A 22,913-nucleotide genomic window follows, 5' to 3' on the forward strand; every position below is an offset into this window, starting at 1 on the left:
GATGTAAGTCATTATTTATGAGTAGGTCGATAATAAATGAAAAGCTCAGTTGTTAGAGCTTTCCATACCATGAATACGTTAGAAACGAATATTCTTTATAGTGTTTTCTCTAAGCGTTGATTGTATAAATACAAACGACCAATCAATAATACACAAGCAATCGTTAAGCCAATAATCAAACCTAGCCAAACACCTGCAACACCCCAAATCGTATAACGAGCTAAATACAAACCGATTGGGAAAGCAATCACCCAGTATGCCATCAGTGTAATCCACATAGGGGCTTGCGTGTCTTGCATACCACGTAGGCAGCCTGCAGCGCTTACTTGCCATGCATCCATTAATTGGTATGCCATTGCAAACCATAGCAGATACATCGCCATGGGGATCACATCTATATTATTGGTGTAGATTGCAACGATATATGGTCGAGCTGAGGCAATCAGAAGCATGGTGCACAATGCAAAGAATGTCGCACTCATCAATCCTACTTTCTGTGCTTGGCGCATAGCTTGCCAATTCTTTTCCCCATAATACATTCCGACCCGAATTGTTAAGGCAATCGCTAAGGATAAAGGAATCATAAACAACTGAGATGTGACTGAAATTGCAATTTGATGTGCTGCAATCGCATTTTCTCCCAGTGGTCCTAATACCAACGCACCTGTGCTAAAAATACTGACCTCAAAGAAAACCGCTAAGCCAATTGGAAAGCCAAGTTTTAAAATTCGTTTAACCCAAGTTGGGTCTATTTTTTCCCATTGCGTAAAAATAGGAGCTTGTTTATATGCACTTGCTTTAGAAATGTATATTGCAAGTGTAATGAACATTAACCATTGTAGAATCGCTGTCGCAAAGCCACATCCAGCACTGCCTAAAGCTGGTATTGGCCCAAAGCCATACATGAAAATGAAGTTCAGTGGAATCAGTACTAAGAGTGCCAATAAACTGATTACTGTGACTGGGCGAGGATGTCCAAGCGCTTCTGAATAGCTACGTAAAGCTGCATACATCATTACAGCAGGCATACCAAAACCAATCGCATGTAGGAATAGGCTGGCTTTCGGGAGGAGATGCTCTGGTACGCCAAAGTAAGGCAACAAAAGTGGCATACATTGCAAAATAAACATTGCAACGACACCTAGAATCAATGCTACCCATAAAGATTGACGTGCGATAGTCGGAATTTTTTCAGGTGTTTTAGCACCACGTGCTTCAGCGACGAGTGGTGTGGTCGCAATCATAATCCCAGCAAACAACAGCATGATAGGAATCCACAGACCCACACCCACAGCAATTGCAGCAAGATCGCCAGCAGAAAGATGGCCTGCCATAATTGTATCAATCAAGCCTAATCCAGCTTGGGCAAACTGAGTGATCAGTATTGGTAACATCAAATGAAACAGTTGTTTTGATTCATAGCGCTTGCTGGTTGCTTGTAACACAAAAAATACTCTTATTTATTAAAAAACGGAAGAAACCTTAGCGCTGTAAAGTGAGTAAAACGCCAATAAAAATAATGATACCACCGAGTAAACGCTGCCAGTTGATAGGTGCTTTATCTGTACCTAACCAGCCAAAATGATCGAGCAGCATTGAAATAGTGATCTGACCAAAAATAACTAATCCTGAAAATGTGAGAAAACCTAATTTTGGAGCAGTATAAATACTCATGCTAATCGCATAAACACCGAGAAATCCACCGATCCATAAATACCATGGAATGTTTGAAAGTTCATGTAAATTTGGTTTCGATGCATCCTGAAAATAGACGAGTGCCGCTAAAACAGCGGTACCGATGAGAAACGAAAGAAATGCTGCTTGAAGAGGGGAGCTTAAATGTTCTCTCAATTGTGAATTTATTGCAGTTTGAAATGCCATTGCAATTCCTACTCCAAAGGCTAAAGGCAGAAAGAGTAGCAATTGGCTAGAAATTTTCATCATCATCTCAATGTAATTGTTCTTCGTTATCTCAGTCTAACTGAATACTTACAGGATGATAAGCCGTGTCTACAGAACCAGCAACAGACTCTGTAAGAGTCATGTTAAAATAGCGATGTTCTGTCATTGAGCTTCTACTTTGAGTCTGTTAAATCCAATTAATATCCCACTTTCCTTGTATATCCATATGCCTTGGTGTGTGCGTAAGTGTCCTTACTGTGACTTCAATTCACATGCCGTGCCTGATGGTCAACTCTCAATGGATTTGGAACAGCAATATTTAACAGCATTGGTCGCTGACTTTGAAACACAAGTTGAAATGGCGCAGGGAAGATTAATTCATAGTGTATTTATTGGTGGTGGAACGCCATCATTGATTTCCGCTCAAGGCTATCAGTGGCTTTTTGATCAGCTTAAAGCACGTTTAAGTTTCTCAGATGATTGTGAGATTACCTTAGAAGCAAACCCTGGAACGGTAGAGCATGATCCTTTTGCGGATTATCTTTCTGTTGGGATCAATCGCCTGTCGATTGGTGTGCAAAGCTTTGATACAGAGCACTTACAACGCTTAGGTCGTATCCATTCCGCGCACAATGCTATGGATGCAATTCAGCAGGCTCGTCAAGCAGGCTTTGAGCGCGTCAATGTAGATCTTATGCATGGTTTACCCTCGCAAACTATCGAGCAAGCTCTAACAGATCTTAAGTTAGCTGTGGAGCATGGTGCAACGCATATCAGTTGGTATCAACTTACGATTGAGCCGAATACGGTTTTCTTTCGAACGCAACCTGCTTTACCGCAAGATGAGATTTTGGAGCAGATTCAAGAACTGGGTGAAGCATATTTAATTGCGAATGGTTTTATTAATTATGAGGTGTCAGCATGGAGAAAAGAAAAGCCATCAGCCCATAATTTGAATTACTGGCAATTTGGGGATTATTTGGCGATTGGTGCTGGTGCACATGGCAAGGTCACAAGACCGGATGGAGTATACCGTTTCCAAAAAACGCGTTTACCAAAAGATTATCTTGCTAAAGTTCCTGCCGAACATCTACAAATGAAACGTATCGGGGCTGATGAGCTACCTTTTGAGTTTATGATGAATGCTTTACGTTTGAATGAAGGTGTTGCTGCTGAGCTTTATCAGCAAAGAACTGGTTTAGATTTAAATCACCTGCAAACACCATTGAGTAAATTACGTCAGAAAAAATTATTGCTTGATGATACAAGTAAAATTGCTTGTACTGAGCAGGGGCATATTTTTTTAAATTCAGTCTTAGAATCATTCTTATAAGAACAAAAACTCCCTTTAACGAGCACTGCTAAAGGGAGCACAAATATTAAAAATTAAAGTTAATGTTGTTTACATCCATCGTTGAAATCGTAACAGGCGCATTTTGAGTCGTTGCTTTTACTGTATCAGTCGCACTGATAGTGTATTGTCCATTTACGGTATTATCAGGAGTTAATACGATTGGCAATGTACCTGTGTATGGACCTAAATTAGGTGCACCTGTACTTAAGGATAAGCTATAGGCACCAGTGTCTAAAGTCGCATTGATGGTATTTACTGTATAAGTCGTACCACCACTAGTTTGTTTTGCATTGACTTTAATTAAGTCGCTGCTCCACTAACACGATAGTGTGTTGCTACATTTGTATTAATCGGTAATGCTTGAGTAGAAATGGTGGTGGTTTGTTCAGCGGTGACTGGAACTGATTTAATCACTGCAGTTGCATATCCAGGAGCGGTTATAACAATGTCATAGTTGCCATTAGTTTTACTTTGGACAAGTGGCATTAATTTAAAGTCACCTGTCGCTGGTACAGGAGTACCTTTAATGATTTCACCATTTTGCTGTGCATAAACGGTTGCACCTGCTTGAGCAAGGCTTGGGCTGACGAAGCCACTGATGGTTCCACTCACAACTTGTGGTGTTGCTGTGACAACTGGTTTCAGGTTGTATGAACCATTTCCACGTTTCACAATAGATTGGCATGCATCAAAATCTAAAACAAGGTCAACTAGCGTGTCTGGCTTTACATCAAATGATCCCACGACTTTATAGCCACTCTGAGCCGCGCTCGGTGTCGTCAATGCTAGCTCGGTACCTCCTGTAGGAACAACAGAGTTAGCCCATTTTGATCTAGAACTAAACGGATTTGTGTATAGCGCCCAGCTGGAAGAGGGGTCTGTCCTAAAGTTGTGAGAGCACCATTGGTCAGTGTAAGTAAATCTATTTTTTTAGGATTAGCTAGTTTTACTGAATACCAGCCTGCATCGCTATCTTTTGCTGTACTACTGCTATGTACTTTTACCTCTTTGACAGTGACATAGACGTGATCCATTCCACAAGCAGGGTTATCGGTTAGGCTGACATTGAGCGTGCCTGTATTGTTTGAATTATTATCAGCGCTGCTTCCACCACCACATGCAACTAAGCCTAAAGAAGTTATAGCAACCAAGCTAATCAATTGAATATTCTTCATGAATAGGTCCTTTCATCCGAGAATAGTATGTAAAATTGTTTTCGGAGTATAAAAGATTTAGTCAAAATACTATGTTGTATAATTATAAATATTTGTTTTTATTGATTAAGTTGGTGTGAGCTGGTTTCTGTTTTATACATAAAGATAGTTGTAGATCATGATTAGATATCATTTTAGATGAAGTAATCACAAATCCCAACTTCACAGATATTAACTTCATGAATAGGCATAAAAAAACCTCATCATATGATGAGGTTTTTTAGAATTTGGTGGGTCGTCCGCGACTCGAACGCGGGACCAACGGATTAAAAGTCCGCTGCTCTACCAACTGAGCTAACGACCCTGAGTGAGGGTAAGTAAAATAACGTTTACTTAGAGCTTAGAGAAAATCTATGATTTTTCTAAGTTAAACCTCTTACAGGCGTTTGTAAAATACATTTTACAAACTATCAAAACATTAAGTGGTGGGTCGTCCGCGACTCGAACGCGGGACCAACGGATTAAAAGTCCGCTGCTCTACCAACTGAGCTAACGACCCTAAGCAAGTGATTAAACATGCTTCGCAAGTAAAACTAATCAGTTCTAAGTGCGTCTTCGTTTTGATGTTGCGTATTCTAGCAACTTATTCAGCTAACACAAGAGGAAATTTAAAAACATCTGCATGATTGTTTATAAAAAGCACGATTTCCTCTTGTTTAGCTAAAAAATAAACTAGAAACGGTATTGATATGCCTGAATATTCTCAAAGATTTCAGCATTTACATCACAGTAGCTCGTTGCGCCTGGTAATAAAACCAACAAGCGTTCATCTGTCTTGCTTGGGTCAAATGCATCTTCTTTCAGCTTATTCTTTTGATACTTAAAGGTACCTGTTGTTTCAACTTTGGCTTGTACACGTAAGAACACCGGAATCGCATAAGCTGGTAAGCATTTCTTGAATACACTGACCATTTCTGTAAGGTCATTATCATTCAGTTCAGCGCCATCGGTTAAAGTAATAGCAGCCATACCTGCACGACCATTTGTGTTTGGAATTTCTACACCATAAACAACAGCTTCAGCGATCTTTTCGTATTCAGAAACCATGTTTTCAACTTCAGTCGTTGAAACATTCTCACCTTTCCAACGGAAAGTATCACCCAAACGATCTACAAACTGTGCATGACGGAAACCAATATCACGTACTAAATCACCAGTGTTGAAATACGAATCACCTTTAGTAAAGACATCTTTCAAGATAACTGATTTGTTTTTTTCAGGATCAGTATAACCATCGAAAGGTGAACGGCTAGTAATCTTACCTACGAGTAAGCCGACTTGCCCTGTTTTGACTTTCTTGCAATAACCCTTGCTGTCACGTACTAGTTCGTTTTTCTCTTTGTCATATTCAACAATTGCATATGGTGTTGGAGAAAAACCAACTGTATTGTCAAAGTTGAAAATATTGCTGAAGCCAACGTTACCTTCACTTGATGCATAAAGCTCAAGGACTTCTTGAACACCAAAGCGCTCTTTGAATTTGCCCCAAATATTTGGTCGCATACCGTTACCAATCATTTTGGTAACACGGTGAGCACGGTCAAGTTCTGTAACTGGTGCATCCATGAGGTAACGACATAATTCACCGACATAACCGATCGCTGACGCATTAAATTTCTGAACATCTTTCCAGAATGCACTCGTCGAGTATTTACGACGTACAGCTAAAGTTGCGCTACCAGCAATCACACCACACCAGCACACGACGACGCCTGTTGCATGATAGAGCGGTAAAGTGACATACATTACGTCATCTTTACCTAAATTTAGAATATGACCGTATGTACCATAAGCAAGTGTCCAACGGCTATGCGTGAAGATTACAGCTTTAGGCAAGCCTGTCGTGCCAGATGTATAGATATAGAATAATCCATCTTTACCTGTCACAGTGTGTGTGGTTGATGGATTGAATTTAGGGAATTGATCAATTTGTTGAGCAAGATTGACATAGCCTTTAGGTGCTACACCGGCATTTTGACGAGTTTCTTGATCTGCAAACCAATGGAAACGATCTTGAGCAACAGTTAAATCGTGACGAATTTCATCTATCGCAGCTCGTACTTCTTCACCAGCAATCACCGCGATAGGATTAACTAAGTTAATACTGTGTGCTAGAACTTTGCCGACCTGTGATGTATTTACAAGTGCAATCGTTACGCCAATTTTAGCTAAAGCAACAATAGTGGCAATCAATTCAGGGCGGTTTTCGACCATCACTGCAATTACATCACCTTTTTTTGCCCCAATCGACAAGTAGTAATGCGCAATTTGGTTTGCCCATTCGTTCAAAGCACTGTAGCTATAACGTTGATCTTCAAATAACAGGGCGATTCCTTGCGGATTACGCTTAACTGCTTTTTCAAAGGCAATTCCTAAGCCTGCTGGGGAAGTAGGCGTCCGCAAATAAGCCTGTTTAAGACCATTGAGGATATGAGGTACTTTTGTGATGAAGTTGGGAAGGCGAGTTGCGACATCACTAAGGGTAATAATATCGGTCTGTGTAGTTTGGCTCATATCAATCCTGTTTATTTTTCGATCAATCCAAAAAATGGCTATCTGTTGGAACACAACCATTAAGATCATTGTTGTTAATGCTGTTTTTTAATGGGAAGTTCCTAGAGCAATCAACCTAATCTGACAAAATAACAAAAAAGCCTAGTCATCGAAATGACTAGGCTTTTGCTTATTGTGTACAATTTAGCAAATTATTCATTGCCAGCAGTTGCTTTTTTCGGTGGACGACCACGAGGGCGACGAGGGCGACTAGATTTATCTTTCTCTAGTTTCGCAGCTTCATCTTCCGCTTCAGTCTCATCACCTTCAACAACAGTCTCTACTTTTTCTTCGGCTACAGCGACTTCAACGGTTTCTGTTTCAGTTGCTTCTTGTTGAAGAACAGTAGTTTGTGCTTCTTCAATTACTTCTGCAGCAGTTTCTTGAGCATCTTGCACTTCTGTTGCCGTTGTGAGCTCGAGAGGTTGTTGCTCAGGAATTGCATCAACTGGCTCTGAAGTAGAAGTTGCTGGTTCAGCTTCTTTCGCTTCAACTGGCGTCTCTGCGGTAGTTGCTGGTTGAGCTACTGAAGCGTTCGCTGCAATATGTGCTTCTTTCGCTTGTTCCGCAGCAAGTTTGGCAAGGCGACGGCGTTCACGAGGGTCATTTGCAACGCGAGTCACAGGAGCTTCAGGTGGTGTTAACGGTAACACTGGTGCAGGTTCTGCTTCCTGAGTTGGCTTCTGTGAAGGAAGAACAGCATCACGTGTAACAGGACGCTTTTCTTCAACCACAACAGTTTCTACTGCAATACTACTTGCGTATTGTTCAGCGAACTTTTGTAATGCACGGTTGAACGTTGTGACTAAACCAAATTGTTCAATCAAAATTGTGCAATCTTCACCATAGATATGGCGAATCAGACCACCAATAGTATATTGCCCTAAGGTTGGTATCTGCGAGTGCGCAATTTTAGGTGCTGGCTTTTGATTAGTATGCCCGCCACCTTGATGCGAACGGCGACGTGAACGAGGATCGTTACTTGCACGTTTTACAGGCGCTACTTGAGTTGATGGCTCAACAACAGCAGTTTCTTCAACTTCTGGCTGTGCCGCTTGAGTTGGCTCAACTGTTTCTGCTGTCGCAATTACAGCTTTTACAGACTCAGTGTGAGGCACATCTAACGGTGCTTTTTCTGCATTAATTGCAACGATTTCACTTTGACCTTGATCAATATTTACGATCAATGCCGTGTTCATCGCTTCCGCACGTGGTGCATCAACAACGTTCACTTTTACTTGTTGTGGATTAACTGCCGCTTCAGCTGTTACTACTGGAGTTTCATTTAAAACACTTTGGTCACGATGACGGTTTGGTCGGTTCGGACGTTGTTGTTGGTTGCGATCACGACGTGGCAAAGGCGCAGACTCATTCACTGCAGTCTCTTGATGTTGCTGCTGAGCTTCTTGAGGTTGATGACGCTTTTGCTGGCGTTTTTGATCACGTTGTTCTTGACGTTGTTCATGACGTGAAACTTGAGTCACTTCTTCATGCACTTGATTTTGTGGTTCATGTGCATGTGAGTGTTGCTCACGTTGTTCTTTATGTTTGCGCTTCTTCTGGTTTTGATTAGGACGATGAGATTTTTCGTCTTTTTCAAATGTTTCACGTGCTTCTTGTTTTGCTGGTGCTTGTGAAATATAAGCGTTATTGCTTGCAGGAGCAGGTGTTTCTACAGCTGCAGGAGCAGGGATATTCACTTGTCCAAACTGACCACGACTTACTGCGCCGTTATTGATCATTTGCTCAATCGCAGCAGCAGCGTTTTGTGCAGAACGAGATTGATCAGTAGTTTGAGCTTGTTTTTGAACAAATAAGTTCTCTAACCAAGCACAAGGGCTTGCTGATTTCTGTACAGTGGCTTGAGCTGGTTTTGCTTGTGCAGCTTGGGCTTGATGGGCTTTCTTTTGTGGTGCTGTTGCATTTTGTGCAGGAGCAGCTGGATGGCTGTGATCTGCTTCTTCTAAATGCCAATCAGAAGACTCATAACCAAGTTCTTTTTCACTTGAACGAGTTGCTTCAGTACGTTCATAGCTAGATGGGGCAAAGCCATCTGGATTGAACTGGATTTGATAATGTGGTGTTTCCAAGTGAGGGTGAGGCAACACAGTGACACGTACATTTGAAGTTTGTTCAAGATAAACAAGGCTGTGACGCTTTTCATTCAATAAGAACGCAGCGATTTCAACAGGTACTTCAACTTGAACTTCACCTTGGCGTTCACGTAAAGCAATTTCTTCAACTTTACGCATAATCGAAAGTGACAGTGAACGTAAGTCACGAACCATTCCTGTGCCATGACAGCGTGGGCACACATAACCTGTCGCTTCTTCTAAAGAAGGACGTAAGCGCTGACGGCTCATTTCCATCAGACCAAAACGTGAAAGTTGACCGAACTGGATACGCGCACGATCGCTTTGTGTCGCTTCACGTAATTTCGCTTCAACCATACGTTGGTTGCGATCTTTGGTCATGTCGATGAAATCGATCACAACTAAACCGCCAATATCACGTAAGCGAAGTTGACGCGCAATTTCTTCAGCTGCTTCTAAATTGGTATTTAATGCAGTTTCTTCAACATCGTGACCACGCGTTGATTTCGCTGAGTTAATATCAATTGAAACTAAAGCTTCAGTTTGATCAATCACAATTGAACCACCTGAAGGAAGTTTTACTTCACGTTCATAAGCGGTTTGGATTTGACTTTCAATCCCGAAGTGAGCAAATAAAGGCTCATTCAAGGTATAAGTTTTTAACTTATCAAGCTGACGTGGCATTACTGCTTTAACAAAGTTATACGCTTCGTTATATGCCTGCTCGCTATCAATCAAGATTTCTGCAACGTCATCGCGTAAGTAATCACGAATAGCACGCGTCACTACACCAGCTTCTTGGTGAACAAGCATTGGTGATGGACCTGAACTTGCAGAGCTTTGAATTTGAGCCCAAAGATCCAACAAATGTTGTAAATCCAGTTGAAGTTCTTCTTGGGTGCGACCGATACCTGCGGTACGAACAATCACGCTCATGCCACGAGGTACATTTAGAGAAGATAAAATTTCTTTTAGCTCTTCACGCACAGAACCTGAAATTTGACGGCTGATACCACCACCTTTCGGGTTGTTTGGCATAAGAACTAAATAACGACCTGCAAGAGAAATAAAGGTAGAGAGGGCAGCACCTTTGTTGCCACGCTCTTCTTTCTCAACTTGAACGAGTAGTTCAGTACCTTCGGTGATCAGTTCACGAATGTTAGAAGTTTGACGAGGATCTGCTTTGAAATACGAGTTTGCAATCTCTCGCATTGAAAGGAAACCTTGACGCTGAGCGCCATACTCGACGAAAACCGCTTCTAAAGATGGTTCAACGCGAGTGACGTGACCTTTGTAGATGTTTGATTTTTTTTGTTCACGAGTACGGTTTTCTAAATCGAAATCGTAAAGGCGATTACCAGTGATAAGTGCAACGCGAACTTCTTCGGCGTGGGTTGCATTAATCAACATACGTTTCATGGGTGTGACACCTAATAGTGATGCACACAAACAACAAGCTCAATACTTTTGAGCAAACATCAAATTGACGCGATCAAGACTCAGAGGCTACTTTTATTTGCGAAGCTCTGAAACCACTGACTGTAAATTTCCAGTTTGGGCTTTGATACGGTTGTTTCGATGTTGGCAATACTGCTTCTATCTTTGGTCTGTTGATATTTCATCTCTGTCTTGCATCTGAGAAATATGGTAAGACCCCGACATAATCAAAGTTTCCTGTACGCTTCACTGGCGGGTGAGCGGTGCATTGGATGGTGACTTTCACTGTCATTAAGCATTGAAGTCGATCCATCTGGAAGTCTTGATACGGAATGATCATCGTATCACTGCTTAGCAGTTCCAATGCATCAACGCTTTAGCCTGAATGCGACATCAGGGAGCAAATTGTCTGATGTGGATCAGTTTACGTTTAATAACCAACAAATTGCTGGCGACATATTTTTTCTGAGCAAACTGCATGTGCTGATGCACAATTAAACGCAACAGTTTGTCATTTTGCCGATATAATAAGCCTTCGGCGTCGGCATAATTCTTTAGGACCTATCCGAGTTGTTGGTGAAGATCTCATCGATTTAAAATTTTATCTAAATAAAATTTCTGATTTGATGCTCACTTACGGTGGTATCCGTGCGCTGAATATATCAAACCTTGCGGCATCTGCCTATGGGCTAAGTTTAGGTTTCTTGTGAAATAACTTAGCTAAATGATCATTTTTTAATCGTATTTAGCAAATCTTGGATGAATCGAACGTATGAATTCTACACAACAATGGCAAAGTGTCACTTGGTTTGACGTGGATGAGCATCAAGAAGGGCAGCGAATCGATAATTTTTTATTTACCCGATTAAAAGGTGTTCCTAAAAGTCGAATCTATCGTTTGATTCGTGAAGGACAGGTTCGTGTCAACAAAAAAAGAATAAAAGCAGAAACACGACTGAGTATTGGTGACCAAATTCGAGTTGCGCCGATTCGTTATGAACAAAAAGATGAAACCGATGCACCTGTGAGTGATGGTGTAGCGCAAAGTTTACTCAGCCGTGTGGTTTACGAAGATGAAGGCTTATTAGTGGTGAATAAACCATCTGGTATTGCCGTTCATGGTGGTAGCGGGGTTGCATATGGCTTGATTGAAGCCATGCGTGCTGCGACAGGCAAAAAATATTTAGAATTGATTCATCGTATTGACCGTGATACCTCAGGTCTAGTGATGATTAGTAAGAAGCGAAGTACCCTCAAGTTACTTCAGGACTTATTGCGTGAGCATAAGATTAAGAAGACCTATGCAGCAATCGTTAAAGGGCAAGTGAGTTTGGATCAGCAATTGATTGATGCGCCTTTGCTTCGTTATGAACTTGCGAATGGTGAGCGACGTGTCCGTGTCACTAAAGAAGGTAAACCTAGTAAGACAGAATGGAAGGTGATTGAACGATTTAAAGCCGCAACATTAGTCCACGCTTCACCTTTATCAGGTCGTACCCATCAAATTCGTGTACATGGCCTAAGTATCGGGCATCCTTTGATTGGGGATGATAAGTATGGTCACAATACAGCTTATACAGGTCCTGAAGCACGTCGTTTATGCTTGCATGCAATGCGCTTAGATATTCCGAACTACCCAACCATCGAAGCACCAATGCCTGAAGATATGCAACAGGTGATTAATGAGTTGAGAAAGCAAAAATGAGTCAGAATGTTGAATTAGTCATTTTTGATTGGGATGGGACGTTGTTTGACTCGGTTGGGCAAATCGTTGCAAGTCTGCAATACGCAGCACAGCAGTTTGAACAACCGCTTACCGATGATGCTGCAAAGAGTATCATTGGTTTAGGCTTACCTGAAGTCATGCAAATTTTATTTCCACAGGTACCGCATTTACAGCAAGATATTTTGCAATGCTATGCAGATCATTATGTTGCCAACTCTAAAGGTGATGCTTGGTTTGCGGGTGTTGCTGAACTTTTACAAGAGTTAAAACAACAAGGTTTAAAACTTGCTGTGGCGACAGGTAAAAGTCGTAAAGGTTTAGATCGAGTTTTGAGCCAAACCAATAGCCATCACATTTTTGATATTACCCGCGCAGCTAGTGAAACTAATTCAAAACCAGATCCGCTGATGTTGCAGGAAATACTCACGGAAATGGATGTGGCTGCTGAATCTGCAATTATGGTAGGTGATACCAGTTATGATCTTGAGATGGCTCAAAATATTGGCATGCCTCGAATTGGAGTGAGTTATGGAGTGCATACTGTTGAAACATTAGTACAGTATCAACCTTTGACGATTGCAAATGATGTGGCGGAGTTGCATCAGTATTTGCGCAATCACTTAGCTGAGTTTGCTTTAACTGAAAGTTAAACAACAAAAATCATTTGAAACGACACAGATAGGGATTGATCAATCCCTATCTTCAATAATAAAAATAGGGAAAGTATGAGTCGTTCCATTCGTTTATTTCATTTATTACAACTGCTTAGAGAATACCGTTATCCTGTTACTGCACAGGCGCTAGCCGAACGTCTTGAGGTTAGCCAACGCACTTTATATCGAGATATTGAAACACTACGTGAGCAAGGCGTCAGTATTGATGCTTCGGCAGGACTGGGATTTCAGCTAAAAGAAGATTTTCTTTTGCCGCCAATGACTTTAAATGAAACTGAAATTGAAGCAATTTTTCTTGCGTTGAATTGGTTAAAAGACATTCCTGATCAAGCACTGAAAGCGGCATCAACCTCCGTGTTAGCTAAACTGAATGCAGTTTTACCTCAGCACTGTCAGCATTTGCTAAAGCAGACGACCTTAAGGTCGATTAATACATGGTTGCCTGTCGATGAAATGCTCGTTGAGCAAGTGCGTTTAGCGATTCGCCAACAAGTAAAAATCCTCGTGGATTATGCAGATGAGCAACAACGAATAAGTACAAGAATGCTTTGGCCTTTTGCTTTAGGATATTTTAATGATCGTATTGTATTAGCAGCATGGTGTGAGTTACGCGAAGGGTTTAGACACTTTCGTATCGATAGAATACGTGAGTTAAGTTTGACCCAAGTTTATTATCCACAATTCAAACAGCAATTATTTCAACAATGGTGGGTTCAAGAAGTGTGTGAATCGACTACTGACAAAAACTGACAATCAAAGCGATTAAATTTAAATAAAACCAATAAACAAGGAAATACAAAAATGGCACTTAAACTTTATACCAATAGTTTTTCACGCGGTGTGGTCGTGGATTGGCTACTACTAGAACTCGGAATTGAATGTGAGCGTATTGAGGTTGCATTTAAAACTGAAATGAAAACACCAGAATATTTGCAGATGAATCCTTTTGGTAAAGTACCTGTTCTGGTTGATGGTGACATTGTTATTTATGAATTGGGTGCAATATGTGCTTATTTAGCTGATAAATTTATCGATAAAGGACTAGCACCTGCACTCAACGATCCCAAACGAGGTTTATATTATCGTTGGTTGTTCTTTATCTCAGGGCCATGGGAAGCGGCAGCGACAGATCGAATGTTGGGTATAAATGAGGTTACATCTGAGCAGAAATCTTCGATTGGTTATGGTGACTACCAAGATGCTTATCATGCTTTTGTGGTTGGATTGAATGAAGCAGCTCCTTTTTTATGTGGAGAACAATTCACTGCTGCTGATGTGTTAATTGCAGCAATGTTATTTTGGCAGTTGAAAATGGGTGAAGTACAGTCGCATCCTGCGATTGAGCGATATTTACAGAGTGTTAGTCAGCGTCCAAGTTATCAGAAGTTTGCTGAATTCTTTAGTAATGCTTAAGTCCAAACATCAAAAAAGCCGACAATTCGGCTTTTTTTTCAGCTTGCATAAAGTGCAAATTGATCAAGTGCAAATACTTGTCGAATCTCTTCCAAAAATTGTTCAGTCGCTTGATTGGGGGGATTTTTATTAAACGCCATAAATACATCCAAACTGGGCAATGGCTTGGCTAAGGGTTTTACAATGACTTGATCAGTCGCTAGGGCTTCCATGTAGGATGGCAGAATTGCACAGCTCACACCCGAGTTTACCGCTTGAATGCAATCCACTATAAGATTGGTTTCATGGATGGTTTTGAACTGAATTTTATTAAATTCAATATATTGCAAAATCGTTTTCGATAAGGGTTGTGACAGCTTATTAGAGAGGATGGTTAACTCTAACTCTTTTAATTGCTCAAGTTTAATTTCTTCGAATTTAGCAAAAGGATGTTGTTTCGGGAGCATAAATACAAGAGGCTCTTTCAAAACTAACTGACTGGCAAAAGTATCATTTTGAAAATCTTGATTAATAAAAATAATGTCTAAATCACCTTTTTTTAATTCAGTGATTTGGTCAGTTTCTTTTAGATTGAGTGTACAAATTTGTAGTTTTGGAATTTTCACGCGTAAACGTGGCAAAATATAAGGAAAAATACGGATTTCTGCTGAAGGAACGAATCCAATTCTAAGACATTGAACTTTTGCAGCAGCAACTTGTCGCGCCATTGTCACTGCTTTATCTGCTTGAGTGATCGTTAAACGTGCCTGCTCTAGAAAAACGTGACCTTCATCTGTCAATTCTACTTTTCGTTTGGTTCTATGAAATAATTGAACACCAATTTCATCCTCTAAATCCTTGATTTGTTGGCTTAAAGATGGCTGTGCTGTATGAAGCTTAATTGCTGCTTTACTAAAACTTAGCTCTTCGGCAACGGTGATGAAGTAACGTAAATGTCGTAATTCCATAAGACGAATCCAAGTGTGCCTTATTCTAGTTTTAGAAAGATTGATAATGGGTGAAACTGGCGTAAGACTATATCATAGCTGTTTTTATGACCGATGTGCTCAGTTTTGAGATAGAAAAAATGTATTAAAAACCTAAAATTGTGACTTAATTTGATCATGATAAAAAATTGAACCTTTATATAAATTTATGTTGACTCATTAGGTGAAAATCAGCATAACTAAATGGGTTCTACGAGGACTAAAATGCATGAATTGAAATGCATTCAAACTTCTCAAAATTGATACATTCACGTGAGATGGAAAACGTTAAAGTAGAAAACTATTTATCTGATGAATAGATCACCATCGCTGCTTGAGATGATTAAATTCCACTATAGAAGAAGTACATGAAAGATAAGCCGACATTAACTTACCAATTGCCGACCCAATCTTGCTTGAGCCATACTTTTGGGAAACCACCATTTCCTCATGAGGCTTCTGACCATTGTGGTTTTGATCGTTTTTATAATATTGAAAAACGTGATCCACCATTTGATCGAACACGTTTGTTTAAATGGCTTGCAACACGGAAGTCATATACGTGGAACGTTGATCGATATCACGAGCAAAATCTACGAAATCAGATGCTTGAGTTGCCTCAGAATCGACCACATGCTGATTTAAATGACTGGAAAATTTGGTTCGTAGGGCATGCAACGGTATTGATCCAAATCGGTCGTTACAATTTCCTGACGGATCCTGTTTGGTGTGAGTATGTGAGTCCTCAGCAGGGGCGTGGTCCGCAACGTGTTTGCCCTGCAGGTATTGCTTTGGAACACTTGCCTTGGATTCATGGTGTGTTGTTAAGTCATAACCATTATGACCATATGGATTTAGCCAGTTTAGAGTGGTTACATCAAAAATTTGCGATGCCGATCTATACTGGGCTTGGTAATGGATATTATTTGCCTAAACACTTTCATGTTATTGAGATGGATTGGTGGCAAGAGATTCCGTTTCATGATGAATTAAAAATTGCTTATACACCTGCACAGCATGCCTCTGGTCGTGGCGTGCGTGATCAAAATCGGGCCTTATGGGGTGGTTTTTCATTATTGGCAAAAACAGGACATTGTTTCTTTGCTGGTGATACGGGATATTCCCCACATTTTAAAAAGATTCATGAGCGTTATGGTGATGCCCGTGTAGCACTATTACCAATAGGGGCTTACGAACCACGTCAATTGATGCGTTTTGTTCATATGAATCCACAAGATGCTTTTCATGCACACTTAGATCTACATGCCCACCGATCATTGGCCATTCATTTTCGAACTTTCCAACTTACTGATGAAGATCGCAATGCTCCTGAACATGAGTTACAACAAGCAATGAAATCTTCATCTAAATTAGTCAATCCATTTTATTGTATTCGTGAAGGGCACTTTATTCGGGCCTAGCTTGCTGTAGTGTCCTGATAAAGCATAAGGCAATGACGGAAAGGCTGACAAGCCCAACATTCATCATCACAGGATTAAACGCTTATTCATGTCATGGCTTGACTAAATTGTCGCCTAATTTAATCTAAAAAGCCATCCGAAGATGGCTTTTTAGAAGGTTCTCAGGAATTAAATAAAGCTTGGTAAATGACGAGCAGGGTCAGTTTCACGGGCAGCTTGCGCATCAGCAACAGTCATACCAAGTGCTTTTGCAACACCTTCGCCATAAGCAGGGTGGCAAGCATAGCAGTTTCGGATATGACGATACTTGATAAAGTCCAACGCATCACCCATCGCGCGTGCTGTATTGCCAAATAAGGCATCTTGCTGTTCAGGTGTCATTAACTCGAACAAGGCACGAGGTTGACTGAAGTAGTCATTATCATCTTCACGATAATCCCAGAAGTCTGCATCGCCATTGATTTTCAATGGTGGTTCTTTGTATTGCGGCTGTTCTTGCCATTGACCGAAGCTGTTAGGTTCATAATGTGGTAAACTACCATAGTTGGCATCAATGCGACCTTGACCATCACGGTGATTACTGTGAACAGGGCAGCGAGCAGCATTCACTGGAATTTGTTGATAGTTCACGCCTAAACGGTAACGTTGCGCATCCGCATAGTTAAATAGGCGTGCTTGCAACATACGGTCAGGTGAAACGCTAATACCTGGTACTAAGTTACTTGGTGCAAAAGCAGATTGTTCAACATCTAGGAAGAAGTTTTCAGAGTTGCGATTGAGTTCAAACTCACCAACTTCAATCAGTGGATAGTCGCCATGAGGCCAAACTTTAGTTAAATCGAATGGATGATATGGAACTTTCTCAGCATCTTGTTCTGGCATGATTTGTACGAAAAGCGTCCATTTTGGATAGTCTTGACGTTCGATGGCATCGAATAAATCACGTTGATGGCTTTCACGGTCTTGACCCACCAATTCACCAGCTTCTGCATCAGTTAGGTTTTTAATTCCTTGTTGCGTTCTAAAGTGGAATTTCACCCAGAAACGTTCATTGGCTGCATTAATGAAGCTATAGGTATGACTACTAAAACCATGCATATGTCGGTAGCTAGCAGGGATACCGCGATCTGACATTACAATCGTGACTTGATGCAGGGCTTCTGGCAATAAAGTCCAGAAATCCCAATTATTGGTAGCACTACGTAGATTGGTTTTTGGGTCGCGTTTTACTGCTTTGTTGAGATCTGGGAATTTGCGTGGATCACGTAAGAAGAATACAGGGGTATTATTACCTACCATATCCCAGTTACCTTCTTCAGTATAAAATTTTAAGGCAAAACCACGAATATCTCGTTCAGCATCCGCTGCGCCACGTTCACCTGCAACCGTGGTAAAACGAGCAAACATTTCTGTTTTTTTGCCGATTTCGCTAAAGATTTTAGCGCGAGTATATTGAGTAATATCATGGGTAACTGTAAATGTACCGAATGCACCAGAACCTTTAGCGTGCATACGACGTTCAGGAATCACTTCACGGACAAAGTTGGCAAGTTTTTCATTTAGCCATAAATCTTGGGCTAATAAAGGACCCCGAGCACCTGCTGTCATACTATTTTGATTATCCACCACGGGTGCACCAAAATCAGTGGTTAAGTGGCTATAAGGACATTTTTTATCGTCTTGGCTCATGTTCTATCTCCATCAAGATGACCTGTGAGCTGGGTCATCTGAACTGTTTGACCGTTCAAAGATATGAATGTTTAACCGTATCGGCTACAAAATGGGTATCAAAAATGAAGATGCCTAAATTGATTTGTAATGATGTGGTTTACATCCGTTGTATTTTTACTCTAGATTGATGAAAGTTTTTTTTCCAATGGATTAAAGTTGATGTCATAAATGCTTTATCCGATTGAAGCTGTTTAAATCTTAAATGTGGCAATGAGAATTGTTGAGCAATAAATTGTTAAAATTTGAAAAAGTCCCATTAAAATAACCAATTAAAGGGAATTGAATAGTTCGTTAAGGGTAATTGTATAATCAACTCCCAAATTCAGCTTGTATGCTCATATATAAAAACAGGAGGTTTTTCACCTGTTGCAGTTATGTAAAGGCATGCTTGAAAGGATGCCCTAGTTATTTTCTAGGCACTGACCAAACGATTGGATTTTACCATATCGGCCAAGCCGTGGGTTTTAAAGTAGTGCTCAAGCCAGCTTTTAATGACTAATGGGTTATTCATTTGTAGGACATTGTCCAGCAGCTGTTTTGCATCTGCCATTGGGACATGGCAAATTGCCTTTCTCACCCGCAGGATGTTGCTTGAACTCATTGAAAGCGTATTAAAGCCCATCGCCATCAATAAAATCGCAGATAAAGGATCACCTGCCATTTCGCCGCACACACTGACGGGTTTTTGATGGATGTGGCAGTCTTCAACTAAACGACTTAATGCACGCAAAACTGATGGATGAAAATGCGAATAAACGTTTGCAACATGAGGGTTGTTTCGATCGACTGCAAGTAAGTACTGGGTCAAATCGTTAGAACCGACAGAGAAGAAATCAACTAGCTCGGCAAACTCACTGATTTGAAAGAGGACACTAGGTACTTCGACCATAATTCCGATTTTTGGTCGAGTGATTTTAACTTGTTCTTCTTCTTGAACCGCAATCCAATCACGTTCCAATAAATAAAGAACTTCCTCAACTTCACTGACGCTTGTCACCATCGGCAATAAAATATGTAAGTTATTTAGACCAATACTCGCTTTTAACATCGCGCGAATCTGTGCAGAGAAAATCTCAGGATGGTCTAAGGTAAAACGCAAACCACGCCAACCTAAAGCAGAGTTTTCTTCTTCAATGCTGAAATAAGGCAAGTCTTTATCCGCACCAATATCGAGGGTACGCATAATCACTGGCTTATTTGCAAAGTGGCTTAGCTGTTGACGATAGATAGCACGTTGTTCTTCTTCACCTGGAAAGCGCTCACGAAGCATAAAAGGAATTTCACTACGGTATAGTCCGACACCTTTTGCACCACGTTGCACACCACGGACAACATCAATCATCAAACCTGTGTTGACGAATAGAGGAATTGATACACCATCAGGGGTAATTGCATCCTTGGTTTCATATTGCTTTAAGTCTTTCGCAATTTGTTCTTCTTCTTTTTGGACTTCTTTATATCGTTGGCGCAATCGACGTGGCGGATTAACGAAGACTCGACCTTGATAAGCATCGACGATCATTTCAATGTCATCAAGTGTGGTGATTGGTAATTCAGTGACGCCAACAACTGTTGGAATACCAAGCGCACGAGCCACGATCACCATATGTGAATTGGCAGCACCTTCAGAAGTAACGATTGCCGCAATATTATCAACAGGTAATTCAACCAGAGCAGCCGTACTGATTTCTTCACCAATCAGGATGCTGTCAGGGCTTAGCTCTCGATGACTCGAATCGGCTTCTTGCAAACATGCCAAAATTCGACGACCTAGGTCTTTTAAATCTGAAACACGTTCACGCAGATAGTCATCTTCCATTTGCGCAAACAACGCAATATGTTTATCAATAACTTTACGGACAGCACCTTGTGCCCAACTTCCAGCTCGAATGTGGTCTTTAATTTCACTTGGTAATGCATTTTCATCCAACATTCTCAAGAACACACTAAATAAAGCACGTTCTTCAGACATGAGTGAGTCTTGCATTTTTTCATCTAAGGATTGAATTTCCTTACGTACAGAGGCAATCGCTTGATCAAGAAGTTCAAGCTCCTCACTAATATCTTCTGCTTCTCGATCTGGAATTACCGTAAGATCAGCAGGAGGGTAGAGCACAATTGCACGACCTAGCGCGACACCGCCTGCACCTGAAACACCTTGGAACGTTTTATATGTTGAGCCACTGGTAGGCTTACGGAAAACATCAATATTACCAACGGCATGTGCATGTGCAATTACGCCAGAAAGCTGAGCACAAAGCGTCACGAGGAATGATTCAGCTGCTTCACTAAAGTCTTGTGGTTCTTTATTTTGAACAACTAAAACGCCCATAACCTTACGGCGATACATGACTGGTACGCCAAGGAATGAGTTAAATAGCTCTTCACCTGTTTCAGGTAAATAAGCAAATCGGTCATGCTTGGGAGCATTGTCAAGGTTAACGATTTCTTCGCGTTGTCCAACTAAGCCGACCAGACCCTCACCAATATTTAATGAGACATGTCCAACTGCTTCAGGTTTAAGACCTTTTGAAGCCATCAACACATAGCGTTTATTACGTTCATCCAATAGGTAAATCGAGCAAACATCTACATGCATCGCCTCAGCCACATGGTTGACCATAATGTCCAAGGAGTCATGCAAACTGACGGACGCATTGATTTCTTGCACAATGCGTCTAAGCGTGTCGAGTTGCATGTTTGACATGGATGTTTACTCCAATTTATAAATCGTTATGAACCTAGTTATAACAGCTCTCTAGTCAAAAATCATTGCTTAAAGTGATGATTTATTGATGTTTAGCGTTGAGGTAGTTGCAAACACAACTCCATCATGGCTTTACGGTAAACATCACGTTTGAAATTCACCACTTGACCTAATGGATACCAATAACTCACCCATTGCCATTCATCAAATTCGGGTGGGTCGGATAGGTTTAACTGAATATGATGCGGCGATGCCGTTAACTTCAGTAAAAACCACTTTTGTTTTTGTCCAATACATACGGGATCTGAATCTGACCGAATGTACCGATGTGGCAAACGATAACGCAGCCAACCTTTAGTTTGCGCTATAATCTGGACGTGTTCGGGCAATAAGCCGACTTCTTCTCTCAGTTCACGATAAAGTGCCTGTTCAGGGGTTTCTCCAAACTGGATACCTCCTTGTGGAAATTGCCAAGCATTGTGACCAATGCGCTTTGCCCATAAGACTTGTCCGTCATCGTTTGCCAAAATGATCCCGACGTTGGGTCGGAAACCTTCTGAGTCGATCATTTGGCTACCTAAATTTTGTCTATATCGTTGACTTTGATCTCGGGGACAGTCACTCTTCACGTCCAACTCGAAAAAGGTCAAAGTAAAATGTTTAAAATTGCTATGATCTTAACGAATTTTTAGTCACTTACGGAAATAGATTTACGTTTTTTTTCTTTAATTTGCATTTAAATGAGCATTTATATGAAATTGGCTTTGTTTGATTTAGATCACACCCTGTTAAATACCGATTCTGACCACTCATGGGGTGAGTTTTTAGTGAATGAAGGTTTGGTTGATCCAGTTCATCATCGTCAAATGAATGATAAATTCTACGAGGACTATAAGGCAGGACAACTTGATCCGATTGCTTATAACGAATTTGTCTTTGAATTTTTGACCAAGCATGACAATACTTATTTAACTGAACTACACCAGTTGTTTATGCAAAAAGTGATTCGTCCCCAAATGCGTCCGAAAGGTTTTGATGCAATTAAAAAGCATCAAGATTTAGGTCATGCGATTGTTGGGATTACTGCAACCAGTGATTTTATTACGGCTCCGATTTTTCGTGAATTTGGTATTACTAAAATTATTGCCACCAATGCCGAAGTTCTTGATGGGAAGTATACGGGTAAGGTGACAGGTTTACCTTGTTATCAGAAAGGTAAGCTTGCTCGTTTAGATCAATGGTTAGAGGGAAGAGCAGTTGATGAGTCTTGGGCGTATTCAGATTCGATTAATGATCGTTTTTTGCTTGAATATGCAACCCATGCAATTGCAGTGAATCCTGATGATCGTTTAGAAAAATTGGCGCAAGATCAAGATTGGGATATTCAAGACTGGTCGATCGTATCCGTATAATCTTTACTTTGCTCACATAGTACTTATTATGTTAGAAGAATAGGTATTATGTGAATCGGAAATATCGTGAATAATAAGAATTCAGAGCGTAGACGATATCGCCGCTCAGATTGGGGTGAACAGTTCCTTAGCCAAGGTTTTGATGCCTTGATTAGTGAATTGTTATTCTACTTGATTATCCTTTTATTTGGGGGTGCAATAGGCGGCATTATTTTTGCCTGCATAACGTTTGGATTTGGCGCATTATTTTTGGTTTTACCCTTTGTGATGCTGCTTTATTATGTTGTTAGGAAATTTGTGAAAAAATAAAA

Annotated in this window: 19 protein-coding genes and 2 tRNA genes; 8 read left to right on the forward strand and 13 right to left on the reverse strand. The window is 40.7% G+C overall.

Features of this window, described 5'->3' with window-relative positions; all coding sequences use genetic code 11:
• Positions 1–95 precede the first annotated feature (95 nt).
• Positions 96–1,445: an MATE family efflux transporter gene (locus R2H34_RS02335; protein ID WP_136700204.1), complete on the reverse strand. Its 1,350-nt coding sequence runs from the start codon at positions 1,443–1,445 to the stop codon at positions 96–98.
• A 37-nt stretch (positions 1,446–1,482) separates the two neighbouring features.
• Positions 1,483–1,944, reverse strand: coding sequence for a DMT family transporter (locus R2H34_RS02340; RefSeq protein ID WP_075696822.1), 462 nt, complete (start codon positions 1,942–1,944; stop codon positions 1,483–1,485).
• 136 nt (positions 1,945–2,080) lie between these two features.
• Here R2H34_RS02340 and hemW point away from each other — a divergent pair, with 136 nt between their 5' ends.
• Positions 2,081–3,235 carry a radical SAM family heme chaperone HemW gene (hemW, locus tag R2H34_RS02345; RefSeq protein ID WP_151723217.1) on the forward strand — a complete coding sequence of 385 codons (1,155 nt, stop codon included), beginning with the start codon at positions 2,081–2,083 and terminating at the stop codon, positions 3,233–3,235.
• Between the two features lie 46 nt (positions 3,236–3,281).
• Here the strand turns inward: hemW and R2H34_RS02350 are convergent, their stop codons facing one another.
• From R2H34_RS02350 to R2H34_RS02380, 7 genes are all read right to left on the reverse strand, one after another.
• Positions 3,282–3,422 (reverse strand): hypothetical protein, encoded by a 141-nt coding sequence (locus R2H34_RS02350; protein WP_228270548.1) that lies wholly within the window; start codon positions 3,420–3,422, stop codon positions 3,282–3,284.
• A gap of 134 nt (positions 3,423–3,556) precedes the next feature.
• A complete protein-coding gene (locus R2H34_RS02355; RefSeq protein WP_235675323.1) occupies positions 3,557–4,039 on the reverse strand; it encodes a DUF4382 domain-containing protein in 483 nt (160 codons plus the stop codon).
• A 2-nt stretch (positions 4,040–4,041) separates the two neighbouring features.
• The gene (locus tag R2H34_RS02360) at positions 4,042–4,431 is read right to left on the reverse strand and encodes a DUF4382 domain-containing protein (protein ID WP_235675324.1); all 390 of its coding nucleotides are present in this window, start codon (positions 4,429–4,431) and stop codon (positions 4,042–4,044) included.
• 267 nt (positions 4,432–4,698) lie between these two features.
• Positions 4,699–4,774: transfer RNA gene (locus tag R2H34_RS02365), tRNA-Lys, on the reverse strand.
• A gap of 119 nt (positions 4,775–4,893) precedes the next feature.
• A tRNA-Lys gene (locus tag R2H34_RS02370) sits at positions 4,894–4,969 on the reverse strand.
• 173 nt (positions 4,970–5,142) lie between these two features.
• The gene (locus R2H34_RS02375; protein ID WP_004916657.1) at positions 5,143–6,984 is read right to left on the reverse strand and encodes a long-chain-acyl-CoA synthetase; all 1,842 of its coding nucleotides are present in this window, start codon (positions 6,982–6,984) and stop codon (positions 5,143–5,145) included.
• A 191-nt stretch (positions 6,985–7,175) separates the two neighbouring features.
• Positions 7,176–10,535, reverse strand: coding sequence for an Rne/Rng family ribonuclease (locus R2H34_RS02380; protein ID WP_004916656.1), 3,360 nt, complete (start codon positions 10,533–10,535; stop codon positions 7,176–7,178).
• 790 nt (positions 10,536–11,325) lie between these two features.
• Here R2H34_RS02380 and R2H34_RS02385 point away from each other — a divergent pair.
• From R2H34_RS02385 to R2H34_RS02400, 4 genes are all read left to right on the forward strand, one after another.
• Positions 11,326–12,258, forward strand: coding sequence for an RluA family pseudouridine synthase (locus tag R2H34_RS02385; protein WP_004916651.1), 933 nt, complete (start codon positions 11,326–11,328; stop codon positions 12,256–12,258).
• Entirely contained in the window at positions 12,255–12,929 is a 675-nt protein-coding gene (locus tag R2H34_RS02390) for an HAD-IA family hydrolase (RefSeq protein WP_004916649.1), read from the forward strand. Before R2H34_RS02385 ends, R2H34_RS02390 begins: the two co-directional genes overlap by 4 nt.
• Positions 12,930–13,004: 75 nt before the next feature.
• Entirely contained in the window at positions 13,005–13,703 is a 699-nt protein-coding gene (locus R2H34_RS02395; protein ID WP_005403613.1) for a helix-turn-helix transcriptional regulator, read from the forward strand.
• Positions 13,704–13,754: 51 nt separating this feature from the next.
• Entirely contained in the window at positions 13,755–14,366 is a 612-nt protein-coding gene (locus tag R2H34_RS02400; RefSeq protein WP_075696818.1) for a glutathione S-transferase family protein, read from the forward strand.
• A 38-nt stretch (positions 14,367–14,404) separates the two neighbouring features.
• Here R2H34_RS02400 and R2H34_RS02405 read toward each other — a convergent pair whose 3' ends face one another.
• A complete protein-coding gene (locus R2H34_RS02405; RefSeq protein WP_075696817.1) occupies positions 14,405–15,313 on the reverse strand; it encodes a LysR substrate-binding domain-containing protein in 909 nt (302 codons plus the stop codon).
• A 386-nt stretch (positions 15,314–15,699) separates the two neighbouring features.
• Here R2H34_RS02405 and R2H34_RS02410 point away from each other — a divergent pair, with 386 nt between their 5' ends.
• Positions 15,700–16,752, forward strand: a complete 1,053-nt coding sequence (locus R2H34_RS02410; RefSeq protein WP_004916642.1) for an MBL fold metallo-hydrolase — start codon at positions 15,700–15,702, stop codon at positions 16,750–16,752.
• 168 nt (positions 16,753–16,920) lie between these two features.
• Here the strand turns inward: R2H34_RS02410 and R2H34_RS02415 are convergent, their stop codons facing one another.
• From R2H34_RS02415 to R2H34_RS02425, 3 genes are all read right to left on the reverse strand, one after another.
• Positions 16,921–18,441 (reverse strand): catalase, encoded by a 1,521-nt coding sequence (locus R2H34_RS02415; protein ID WP_004916640.1) that lies wholly within the window; start codon positions 18,439–18,441, stop codon positions 16,921–16,923.
• A gap of 454 nt (positions 18,442–18,895) precedes the next feature.
• The gene (ptsP, locus tag R2H34_RS02420; RefSeq protein ID WP_004916638.1) at positions 18,896–21,190 is read right to left on the reverse strand and encodes a phosphoenolpyruvate--protein phosphotransferase; all 2,295 of its coding nucleotides are present in this window, start codon (positions 21,188–21,190) and stop codon (positions 18,896–18,898) included.
• A gap of 92 nt (positions 21,191–21,282) precedes the next feature.
• A complete protein-coding gene (locus R2H34_RS02425; RefSeq protein WP_004876647.1) occupies positions 21,283–21,759 on the reverse strand; it encodes an RNA pyrophosphohydrolase in 477 nt (158 codons plus the stop codon).
• A gap of 183 nt (positions 21,760–21,942) precedes the next feature.
• On the opposite strand from R2H34_RS02425, the gene R2H34_RS02430 reads away from it, so the two are divergent.
• On the forward strand, positions 21,943–22,602 hold the full coding sequence (locus R2H34_RS02430) for an HAD family hydrolase (RefSeq protein ID WP_318342401.1): 660 nt from the start codon (positions 21,943–21,945) through the stop codon (positions 22,600–22,602).
• Positions 22,603–22,668: 66 nt separating this feature from the next.
• Positions 22,669–22,911: a hypothetical protein gene (locus tag R2H34_RS02435; protein ID WP_004916632.1), complete on the forward strand. Its 243-nt coding sequence runs from the start codon at positions 22,669–22,671 to the stop codon at positions 22,909–22,911.
• The last annotated feature ends 2 nt before the right edge of the window (positions 22,912–22,913 follow it).

It is taken from the genome of Acinetobacter sp. 16 (assembly GCF_033439925.1).
In the GTDB taxonomy this organism is placed as follows: Bacteria; Pseudomonadota; Gammaproteobacteria; order Pseudomonadales; family Moraxellaceae; genus Acinetobacter; species Acinetobacter junii.